The 7623-nt window shown below is 39.6% G+C and carries 7 protein-coding genes; 1 reads left to right on the top strand and 6 read right to left on the bottom strand.

All coding sequences use genetic code 11. The features are described 5' to 3' along the window. Nucleotides 1-202: 202 nt before the first annotated feature. The 6 genes from ruvX to CWB77_RS17675 form a co-directional block, all read right to left on the bottom strand. Nucleotides 203-652 carry a Holliday junction resolvase RuvX gene (gene ruvX, locus CWB77_RS17650; RefSeq protein WP_010391588.1) on the bottom strand — a complete coding sequence of 150 codons (450 nt, stop codon included), beginning with the start codon at nucleotides 650-652 and terminating at the stop codon, nucleotides 203-205. A gap of 17 nt (nucleotides 653-669) precedes the next feature. Beyond that, nucleotides 670-1227, bottom strand: a complete 558-nt coding sequence (locus tag CWB77_RS17655) for a YqgE/AlgH family protein (protein WP_010391585.1) — start codon at nucleotides 1225-1227, stop codon at nucleotides 670-672. A 128-nt stretch (nucleotides 1228-1355) separates the two neighbouring features. Then, the gene (gshB, locus tag CWB77_RS17660) at nucleotides 1356-2306 is read right to left on the bottom strand and encodes a glutathione synthase (protein ID WP_109874127.1); all 951 of its coding nucleotides are present in this window, start codon (nucleotides 2304-2306) and stop codon (nucleotides 1356-1358) included. Between the two features lie 66 nt (nucleotides 2307-2372). Continuing rightward, nucleotides 2373-3107, bottom strand: a complete 735-nt coding sequence (gene rsmE, locus CWB77_RS17665) for a 16S rRNA (uracil(1498)-N(3))-methyltransferase (protein WP_010391583.1) — start codon at nucleotides 3105-3107, stop codon at nucleotides 2373-2375. 70 nt (nucleotides 3108-3177) lie between these two features. Continuing rightward, the gene (locus CWB77_RS17670) at nucleotides 3178-3651 is read right to left on the bottom strand and encodes a hypothetical protein (protein ID WP_138609474.1); all 474 of its coding nucleotides are present in this window, start codon (nucleotides 3649-3651) and stop codon (nucleotides 3178-3180) included. 77 nt (nucleotides 3652-3728) lie between these two features. Next, nucleotides 3729-4622 carry a DUF350 domain-containing protein gene (locus CWB77_RS17675; RefSeq protein WP_010391581.1) on the bottom strand — a complete coding sequence of 298 codons (894 nt, stop codon included), beginning with the start codon at nucleotides 4620-4622 and terminating at the stop codon, nucleotides 3729-3731. Nucleotides 4623-4700: 78 nt separating this feature from the next. On the opposite strand from CWB77_RS17675, the gene glnE reads away from it, so the two are divergent. Beyond that, nucleotides 4701-7496, top strand: a complete 2796-nt coding sequence (gene glnE, locus CWB77_RS17680; RefSeq protein ID WP_138623839.1) for a bifunctional [glutamate--ammonia ligase]-adenylyl-L-tyrosine phosphorylase/[glutamate--ammonia-ligase] adenylyltransferase — start codon at nucleotides 4701-4703, stop codon at nucleotides 7494-7496. The last annotated feature ends 127 nt before the right edge of the window (nucleotides 7497-7623 follow it).

Below are 7623 nucleotides of genomic sequence, written 5' to 3' on the forward strand. Positions count from 1 at the left end.
ACAGGCGCTGCCCGAAGGGTTCTGCCTAGGGGCGATTTACTCTTTGTTGCTCGGTTTTGACTTAGCCCACTAGGTTACAAACCTCGCGCCGCGATTAAATTGCCCCTAGTTTGAACGAGTTTTAATCCGTAAAGACTAACAGACCCTAGTCAAAATCCACACGTAAAAAAAGCGCCTTAGGCGCTTTTTTTGTTAAATCAATTTATTCGCCATAACTGGCTTCAAAAAAGCTCTCTAGAATAATCACCGCAGACATATTATCTACGTTGCCTTTACCTAAGTTTTTATAACCACCACGTTCAAACAACCGTGCTTTAGCATCAGCGGTAGTTAAGCGCTCATCTTGAGTATGAACCGCTATACCGTAATGATTATGCAAACGATTGGCGAACTTTTTGGCTTTAAAGGTAACCTCTTGTGAGGTGCCATCCATATTAAGCGGTAAGCCAACCACCATTAAGTCAGGTTGCCACTCTTTTACCTGTACAGCAATGTCATCCCAATTAGGGATGCCATCTTGAGCTTTCACCGCCTTTAGGCTGGTGGCGCTGCCTGTCAATTCTTGACCAATTGCAATACCAATGCTCTTAGTACCAAAATCAAATCCCATTACGGTGCGCTCACCTTGCGCTTTTACAGTTTTTTTAGTCATGTTTGTCTTTTATGTTATTAGGCATGTCCAGCTTCGGGGCTTAATTGGCTAACATCAAAACCAAGCATAGAGACTGCCATTTCCCAGCGTTTTTCCACTGGGGTATCAAAAATTATTTTAGGGTCGGCTTTTATAATCAGCCAGCTATTATCAAGTAGCTCTTGTTCTAACTGGCCTTGCTCCCAACCTGAGTAACCTAAGGTAATTATAAATTGCTCGGGTGCTTGAGCGGTAGTTAATGTGGCTAATACATCTTTTGAGGTAGTGATCATAATATCACTACTCAATTTTTGGCTTGCCGAGTACCCAGGTTTTGGTGAATGTAGCACAAAGCCACGATCCGTTTTTACCGGCCCGCCAGCATACACTGTCACTTGCGCGGCATGTTGCGACTTATCGTTATCAATATCAATTTTGTCGAGTAACTCACCTACGGTGACATCAATCGGCTGATTGATAACAAGTCCCATAGCGCCTTCTTCATTGTGTTCACAAATATAAGTGACGGCACGTTTAAAAAAAGGGTCTTGCATTGATGGCATTGCGATTAAAAAGTGATTTTCTAATGACTGCATAAGTTTTACCCTTTTAGTTATTGAATCTTGAGTATGGCATAGTCCCATGTTTTAACACTAAAAATTTATTCGACTTTAAGCGGTGACTATAGAAGCGCCACTGCTTAAAGTTTGTTATGGCTTTAATATTATTTACTAAGCTTTCTCTCTATAGCATCAAATAAAATACCGGTAATAGAAATATCGTAAGCGGCCTCAATTTCTTTAACACAGGTTGGTGCTGTTACGTTAATTTCAGTTAACTTATCGCCAATGATATCTAAGCCAACAAATATTAAGCCTTTTTCTTTCAATGTAGGGGCAACTGCTTGAGCAATTTTAAGATCTGACTCACTAATTGGGCGTGCTTCACCACGTCCGCCGGCGGCTAAGTTACCGCGCGTTTCGCCGTTTTGTGGGATACGCGCTAAACAATAAGGAATAACTTCACCATCAACAACCAATACGCGCTTGTCACCTTGAGTGATCTCTTCAATGTAATTTTGCGCCATCGCAAAGCGACTGCCATGCTCAGTTAAGGTTTCGCATATTACGCCAATATTGGCATCATCTGCTTTTACTCTAAAAATAGAAGCACCACCCATACCATCCAGTGGTTTTAAAATAATATCTTTGTGCTCGGCTAAAAATTCACGGATTTGCTTTTGGCTGCGCGTAACTAACGTATCAGGTGTATGCTCACTAAACCAAGCGGTAAATAGTTTTTCATTGGCGTCACGCAAGCTCTGTGGCTTATTAATAACTAAAGTACCCGCTTGCTCAGCACGTTCTAAAATATAGGTTGCGTAAATATATTCAGTATCAAAAGGCGGATCTTTACGCATTAAAATAACGTCTAAGTCAGCCAGTGCAATGGTGATTTTTTCTTCAAGTTGGTACCACTTTTCTGCGTTATCAAAAACCTGTGCTTTGGCTGCAGTAGCGTAGGCATTGCCTTGACGCAGCGATAAATCATCCATTTCCATGTAGTAAATTTCGTAGCCACGGGTTTGCGCTTGCATCATCATTGCAAAACCGGTGTCTTTTTTAATATTAAATCCACTAATAGGATCTGAAATAATACCTAACTTAATTGCCATGCGCTGTGCCTTAGTTTATGTGTTTTTTACAACTGTAATCTTGATATGTGGGTGCTTTTAGTTATTTCAATTAGCTAAATCGCCAAATTGTAATTGCAGTGCGCTTAAAACGGTTAACGCTGCTGTTTCTGTGCGAAGTACCCGCGGGCCTAAGCGAATATCTACAAATTCTTGTTGCTTTGTTTGTGCTATTTCATCGTCAGTAAATCCACCCTCAGGCCCTACTAAAAAGCGCACGCCGTCATCGGGAACGGTAATGGTTTTAATACTGTGTTCGGCGCGAGGATGCAGAGTTAATTTAATGGCAGCTGTTTGCTGTTCAAGCCAGGTTTTTAAATCAACAGGTGAGTGTACTTTTGGCACAAAGTTGCGCCCAGATTGCTCTGCTGCGGCAATGGCTATTTTTTGCCATTGCTGGTGTTTTTTTTCTAAGCGGTCGCCACTTAGTTTTACGCCGCAGCGCTGGCTAAAAATAGGGGTGATTTCAGTGATCCCTAATTCAACAGACTTTTGAATGGTAAAATCCATTTTGTCACCACGGGATACGCACTGGCCTAAATGAATTTTTAATGGTGATTCAACGTCATGAGGATTAAATTCAAGCGGCATAACAACCACGCTCTTTTTACTCACCTCAATAATTTCACTTAGAAACTCTCCGCCTTCACCATTAAAAATAGAAACCTGCTCGCCCACTTTCATGCGCAACACACGGCCTATATGCCCTGCAGCATCATCGTCAAGGTTTAAAGGAGTATTAAGGGCAATTGGTGATGATTGATAAATATGAGGCACTCGCATGGCAAATCACTTTTTTACATAGAAGTTATATCCCTCTATGGTAAGTAAGCAAAGGCTTGGGTGCAATTATTTATTTTTCATATTCAGGGACTGCAAGCTCTGTTAGTTCTTGTGCGGTTTGGGCTATATCGGTATCACAGGACAAATGATTTGAATGGCACTCTTCATTTATGGGGTTAATGTCATAGCCATGATTGGTTTGACTAATAATATAGCGTTTTTCATGTAATGAATTATAAATAAAGCGCTGTGTATCATCAGCGAGCAAATAATCTGTTTGGTTGAATAATACGCCTTGAACATTGTGGTGTTCGTGAAGGTAGCTGGCCAGTTCTGAAATACTGATTTCGTTCTCAATATCGCAATAGCAATAATCTTTAACGAGTTCATCAAACATCATTTTAACCAGCTTTTGCGTGTTCGCACCGGCTATTATGATGTCCTTTTTAGCAGCATCATTAGTATTTATGTAATATTTTACAAATGCTCGGCTGAACTCGTTATCTATATCGATTAATAGATAACTTCCTGTTTTAATTGCCATATGCCTAAAGTCCCTGTTAATTTACCAAACAATTAAATAGGGACGTTAAGCAACGGCTAAATTTAATGAGTTTGGTACTAAATTGAAAACATACTTATTAATAAATAACCAATAGCACAAAATACAGCAAATTCAATACAGGCAATGCCAATATTATCCTGATGATCGACTTCAAGTGCGGTATCTATATTTGGCATTGAAATAATTTTTATAATATACGTTAAACAGTATAGTAACAGCCACATCACACCGCAATGCATTACCAAAGTAAATAAGTTCTCTACCATTTTACCGTTTTGAAACGCCGCACTCGATAAACCAGCATACGCAGCAAGAGCTAAGCCTATTGATTTACCCGCATAGCGAATACCAATGGAGGTGTTTTCTAAACCAAAGTTACTTTGCAAAGAGGCCCCTTGGTTGGCTTTAGCAAAGCGGTTTTCGCGTATTTTACTGTCTAGGGCAAACATGCCTTGTAAAACAAAAAAGCTTACCGAGGCTATTAATAAATTACTAAAGCCTTGAGTGTGTGTCCACGTATATAAACCCAATACTAAAATGCAGTTGGCAATCAGCATGCCTGAATCAACCAACGCAGCACAAACGTTTTGTTTTAATATAGCTGCTTCTTCATTAAAGCGGCGTAAAATCCATTTACGGTGGATTAAATGTCCCATTTTTATAAACGAAAATAACAGCACAATTAATAAAATGACTTTCAGCGGATTTGATTGAGCGGTGCTAATACTAATTTCATCGAACAAAAATGCCATCGTGGCGATCACGACTGATATTTCAGAAGCAAAACTAATTCCCATTGCAAAGTTATCATGTTGCGCTAATTCTTCTTTAAGTGCTTGTTTTGCTTTTATTTGAGTAATAATTCTTAAACTGATGATAATAATACAAATAACCACAAAACTAATAGCAATCGCAACTAAACTAGTGTTAGATAATGACAAGTATGACATGGTGTTCCTAAATAGATTTACCTTGATAGGTTTTTAACCATTCTAGTATGGTTATTGGTGAGATAAAAGAGGGTATTGATGAGTAACGACACGCAGCTTCCTATTGAATTACAAAAACTGGGTGAAACGCGTTTTGCAACGCTGTATCCCGAACAACAAATCCAGCAGCAAATCGTGCGTTTATTAGCGTTAAGTGATTTTGCTTGGCGCAGTTTAAGCTCTCAACCTTCGCTGTTGTCTTGGTTGCTATGCGAAGTTGAAATTAATAATAGAGAAATTTCAGATCCCTTTGCAACACTTAATATAAATGAAGTAGAAGAGCAGCAGTGTCATCAATTACTGCGCCAATATCGTGAAAAGTACTGGCTAAAAGTCGCTTTTTTAGACTTATGTTGTGAAAACTCAATTGCGGATAGCATTAAATACATTAGTGAACTTGCCAATAAACTGATAGATAGTGCTAATCAATGGGCCTACAATAATGTTGCTAAAACTAATGGTGAACCATTAGATGAAGATAAAAACGCTTTACCATTAATGGTACTAGGCATGGGGAAGTTAGGAGGGCAAGAGCTAAATTACTCATCTGATATAGACCTTATTTTTGCATACCCTCGTAACGTCAAAACTCAAGGCGGTCGTCGCTCGCTTGAAGCATCTGTCTTTTATACCAAAGTTGCTCAAAAACTAATTACAGCCCTGAACCAATGCACCGTGGATGGCCAAGTATTTCGGGTTGATATGCGTTTGCGCCCATTTGGTGAAAGTGGTCCGTTGGTGATGAGCTTTAATGCCATTGAAGACTATTACCAAGAGCAAGGGCGTGATTGGGAGCGCTACGCGATGTTAAAAGGGCGCTTAATTGGCACGCCTAATCGTTATTGGCAGGAGTTTAATACCTTGCTGAGACCTTTTGTTTATCGTCGCTACATTGATTTTTCGGTGATTGAATCGCTTAGAAAAATGAAACTCATGATTGCCCAAGAAGTGCGTCGTAAGCGCTTAACTAATAACATTAAATTAGGTGGTGGCGGCATTCGCGAAGTTGAATTTATTGTTCAAGCATTGCAAATGGTCAGAGGCGGCAGAGAAGCAAATTTACAAACACAATCTTTATTAACTGCATTAGAGCAGTTAACAGTTAGTCAAGTGATTGATGAGCATGAAGCCAGAGGGCTTAAAAATAACTACCTTTATTTACGTAGGGTAGAGCAATACCTACAAATTTTTGATGATCAGCAAACACAAACTCTGCCTGATGATGAGCTAAATCAGCAACGGCTGAATGTATTGTTGATGCAAGGTAATTTTGACTCAGCTATTGAAAAAATAGAACAGGTCATGGCGCAAATTCATAATGAGTTTATTCAGGTAATTGGTGAAGAAACTGAACCACTTGATACTTGTGAAGGCGCGTTTATAAGTACTTGGGATCATGGTGATGTTAGCTTTTTGAATGAACCAAGAGAAGAGTGGCAAACACCATTACATGACTTCAAACAGCGCCTATCTAAAGCCAAAGTGGGCAACCGTGGACGCGATATTCTTGATAAATTAATGCCTGCATTACTAAAACAATTAAACGACTTTAATGCTACTGCCAGTGCGTTTACAACGGTATGCCAAATACTAAATAAAATTATTTCGCGCACCGCTTATTTAGAGCTGTTGTATGAAAACCCAGGAACGTTAAAGCAGTTAGTTTTGCTCTGTTGCCATAGCAAGTGGATTGGAGAGCATATTTCATTGTATCCCATTCTACTCGATGAGCTTATCGACCCTGCAGTGCTGTATAAACCGACCCCATTAACAGCTTATAAAGATGAAATAAGACAGTATTTTTTACGTATTGAACATGACGATCTTGAACAACAAATGGAAGCATTGCGTCAGTTTAAACAAACCCATCAGTTACGGATTGCTGCCGCAGATGCCACTGGCGTAATTGATGTAATGAAAGTAAGCGATCACTTAACTGCACTTGCAGAAGCGATAGTTGATCAGGCTGTTAATATTGCTTGGTATCATTGTATTAAACGTTTTGGCATGCCACCTAATACCGACGATGAACATAAAGGCTTTGCCGTTATTGCGTATGGAAAAACCGGTGGTTTTGAGGTGGGTTATGACTCTGATCTCGATTTAGTTTTTGTGCATAACCATGACGGTACCAGCTATACCAGCGGCGACAAGGCAATTGACTCAAGGCAATTTTATTTAAAGCTAGCACAGCGTTTAATGCATTTATTTAATACTCGTACTGCTTCAGGTATTTTATATGAATTAGATACTCGACTTCGTCCAGAGGGGGCATCAGGGTTATTAGCGATTAACTTAGAGAGTTTTAATCATTACCAACAAACTCAAGCATGGACGTGGGAGCATCAAGCTTTAGTCAGAGCGAGGCTGATTTTGGGGCAAACTGAATTAGTAACGCGTTTTGCACAAATTCGCGCCGAGATATTGTGTCAAAAACGTGATGTTGAGCTGTTAAAAACCGACGTGATTAAAATGCGCGAAAAAATGCGTGGTCATTTAGCTAAAGGTAACGAGCAGCAGTTTGATTTAAAACAAGACGTGGGGGCGATGACCGATATTGAGTTTATCACCCAATATTTAGTATTAAAGTACGCTCATGAATTTACCCATTTATGCGACTATTCTGACAATGTCAGAATTTTAACGGACGCAGCTAAAATTGGTTGCATTACAGACACACAAAAACAGCAACTTATTAAAGCCTATATAGATTATCGCTCACGCTATCATGTGTTGAGCTTAGATCAGCAGGGTCGCTGCGTAAAACGTGAAGATTTTAGTGAAGATATTAAAAATGTCACGTCGATATGGCAGGCTATTTTTGAATTAAATTGAATAAATACATAGGCGCTCGATTATTATTGAGCGCCTATAAAGCCAAGGGTCTGTTGAACTTTGCGGATTGATATTTGTTCAAACTAGGGGCAATTTAATCGCGGCGCGAGGTTTGTAACCTAGTGGG

It is taken from the genome of Pseudoalteromonas sp. S1610, assembly GCF_005887465.1.
GTDB classification, from domain to species: domain Bacteria; phylum Pseudomonadota; class Gammaproteobacteria; order Enterobacterales; family Alteromonadaceae; genus Pseudoalteromonas; species Pseudoalteromonas undina.